Annotated in this window: 4 protein-coding genes; 2 read left to right on the top strand and 2 right to left on the bottom strand. The window is 65.1% G+C overall.

Annotated features, from left to right (window positions below; all coding sequences use genetic code 11):
* Nucleotides 1-470 (top strand): TonB-dependent receptor domain-containing protein (locus ACFDSW_RS16305; protein WP_375251308.1); only part of this gene is annotated, 470 nt, incomplete at its 5' end.
* A gap of 106 nt (nucleotides 471-576) precedes the next feature.
* On the opposite strand, the gene ACFDSW_RS16300 is transcribed toward ACFDSW_RS16305, so the two are convergent.
* Nucleotides 577-1,335 (bottom strand): competence/damage-inducible protein A, encoded by a 759-nt coding sequence (locus tag ACFDSW_RS16300; protein WP_375251307.1) that lies wholly within the window; start codon nucleotides 1,333-1,335, stop codon nucleotides 577-579.
* A gap of 50 nt (nucleotides 1,336-1,385) precedes the next feature.
* Here ACFDSW_RS16300 and map point away from each other — a divergent pair, with 50 nt between their 5' ends.
* The gene (gene map / locus ACFDSW_RS16295) at nucleotides 1,386-2,210 is read left to right on the top strand and encodes a type I methionyl aminopeptidase (protein ID WP_375251306.1); all 825 of its coding nucleotides are present in this window, start codon (nucleotides 1,386-1,388) and stop codon (nucleotides 2,208-2,210) included.
* Between the two features lie 21 nt (nucleotides 2,211-2,231).
* On the opposite strand, the gene ACFDSW_RS16290 is transcribed toward map, so the two are convergent.
* A partial coding sequence (locus ACFDSW_RS16290) for a hypothetical protein (protein ID WP_375251305.1) occupies nucleotides 2,232-2,454 on the bottom strand: 223 nt, incomplete at its 5' end.

Genomic DNA, 2,454 nt, shown 5'->3' with positions numbered 1-2,454 from the left:
CCGCCTTCTACCGGATCATGCGGCCGCTGACCGCCTTCGCCAGCTACTCCTACAACAAGGCGCGCTATCTGGATAACGTCGTCGACGCGAACGGCGCGATCCTTACCGCGACCAAGGGAAAGACGGTCGTCGACACGCCCGAGCATATGGCGAAGGGCGAACTGGTCTATGACGACAGCCGCATCTTCGCGCGTGTCGGCGCCGACTATATGTCGAAGCGCTATTTCACCTATCTCAACGATCAGTCGGCGGGCGCGCGCGTGCTGGTCGATGCCAGCATCGGCTTCCGCTTTGGCGAAGGCTTCGGATTCTTCCGCGGGTTCGCGATCGAGGGAAGCGTCACCAATCTGACCGACAAGCAATATATCTCGACGGTCGGCACCAACGGCTACACCGCCAGCGGCGACAATCAAACGCTGCTGGCCGGCGCGCCGCGTCAGTGGTTCGTTACGCTGCGTCGCGGCTTCTGAGCGCAATGACGGGGGGAGGCGGCGCGGTTGCGCTTCCTCTCCCCCTTCCACCCGTGCCGCTTCGGTTCACCAGCTTCATTGCCATGCGGGCAAGGCGCCGTCGGCGTCAGATACCGCCCGCCGCCACCGCGTAACCCGCCTCGGTCAACCGCGCCGTCAGATCGGCGAGACAGGTATCGACCAGCGCCTCGTCCGGGGAGCGCACCACGAAATTCGCGCCGGTACGGCCCTCGCGAAAGAAGGGGTAGCTGCCGATCGCCACGCCGTCATGCGCCTTTTCCACCGCGCGCAGAACATCGGCGATCTCGCTTTCGGCCACCCAGCTGCCGATCGTCTTGCTCACCACCGGGCGCCCACCCTCCAGCGTGCCGGTCAACGCATCGAGCATGCCGGCGGTGATGTGGGGCACCCCGGCCATGATGAAGATATTCCCGTAGCGGATACCCGGTGCGCCGGTCAGCCGGTTCTCGATCAGCGTCGCCCCCTCCGGCACGCGCGCCATGCGCAGCCGCGCCTCGGTGATGCCGCCGCGACTGGCGTAATAGCGTTCGAGTACCGCCACCGCGGCGGGGTGGTGGACGACGCCGACCCCCAGCGCCGCCGCCATCGCATCGACCGTGATATCATCATGCGTGGGACCGATCCCGCCGGTGGTGAACAGATAGTCGTTGCGGGCCCGCAGGATGTTGACCGCCTCGACGATCGCCTCCTCGCGATCAGGCACGATGCGCACCTCGGCAAGGCGGATGCCCTGCACATTGAGCCAGCTCGCCAGTTGCGCGACGTTCCGGTCCTGCGTTCGCCCCGACAGGATCTCGTCCCCGATGACGATCAGCGCGGCGGTCCAGATACGTTCGGTCTGCATGGCGTCGGCATAACCTCGCAATCGCGCCCGCGTCACGCTATATCCGCGCGATGACCGAATATGTGACCGTCACCAGTGATGCGCCGCTCGGGCGCAACGGCGCCATCAAGCTGCACGGGCCGGATGCCTTCGCGGGGATGCACAAGGCAGGACGGCTGGCCGCCGAAACGCTGGACATGCTGGTGCCGCACATGGTGCCCGGGGTGACGACCGCGACGATCGACCGGCTGATCTACGATTTCGTCCTGGCGGGCGGCGGAGTCCCCGCGACGCTGGGCTATCGCGGCTATACCCATTCCAGCTGCATCTCGATCAACCATGTCGTCTGCCATGGCATTCCGTCTGACAAGACGCTGAAGTCCGGCGATATCGTCAATGTCGACGTCACCCCGATCGTCGATGGCTGGCATGGCGATTCCAGTCGCATGTACTTGATCGGTGAGGTGCCGCTAAAGGCCCGCCGGCTGGTCGAGGTGACCTACGAATGCCTGATGCTGGGCATCGAACAGGCGCGGCCGGGCAACCACATGGGCGATGTGGCGCATGCCATCCAGCGTCATGCCGAAGCGCATCGCTATGGCGTGGTGCGGGATTTCTGCGGCCATGGCCTGGGCCGGCTGTTTCACGACGCGCCCGAGGTGGTCCATGTCGGTCGCCCCGGCACCGGGCCGGAACTGCGCCCCGGCATGATCTTCACGATCGAGCCGATGATCAACATCGGCCGCCCCGACGTGAAGTTGCTTGACGACGGCTGGACCGCGGTGACGCGCGATCGCTCCCTGTCGGCGCAGTTCGAGCATTCGATCGGGATCACCGAAAGCGGGTGCGAGATCTTCACCACCTCGCCCGCCGGACTGCATCAGCCGCCCTATTGACTGGCGCGGCTCGGGACGACGTCAACTGACCGTTCGGAACGAGTAGCTGTAGCTCTGCGCCGCGCCGCGCACGATCACGTTGGTGATCGTCACGTCATATTGGACATTGTTCTGTAACCCCGCGACCGCGAATTGCAGGTTGTTGGGCAGGCCGTAGCCGTCATTGTCGTAGGTGACATTCGATACGGTCAGCGTTTGCGTTCCCGCCTTCACCGCGATCGTCGCCCGTGAAAAGTCCACGGTC

Source organism: Sphingomonas sp. (assembly GCF_042091075.1).
GTDB lineage: Bacteria > Pseudomonadota > Alphaproteobacteria > Sphingomonadales > Sphingomonadaceae > Sphingomonas.
The sequence above is the reverse complement of the archived record's forward strand: the minus strand, read 5'-3'. Positions and strand labels throughout refer to the sequence as shown.

What these genes read in the sequence shown, in the direction of transcription:
- map (WP_375251306.1), top strand. Translation starts at nt 1,386, where the DNA reads ATGACCGAATATGTGACCGTCACCAGTGATGCGCCGCTCGGGCGCAAC.
- ACFDSW_RS16300 (WP_375251307.1), bottom strand. Translation starts at nt 1,335, where the DNA reads ATGCAGACCGAACGTATCTGGACCGCCGCGCTGATCGTCATCGGGGAC.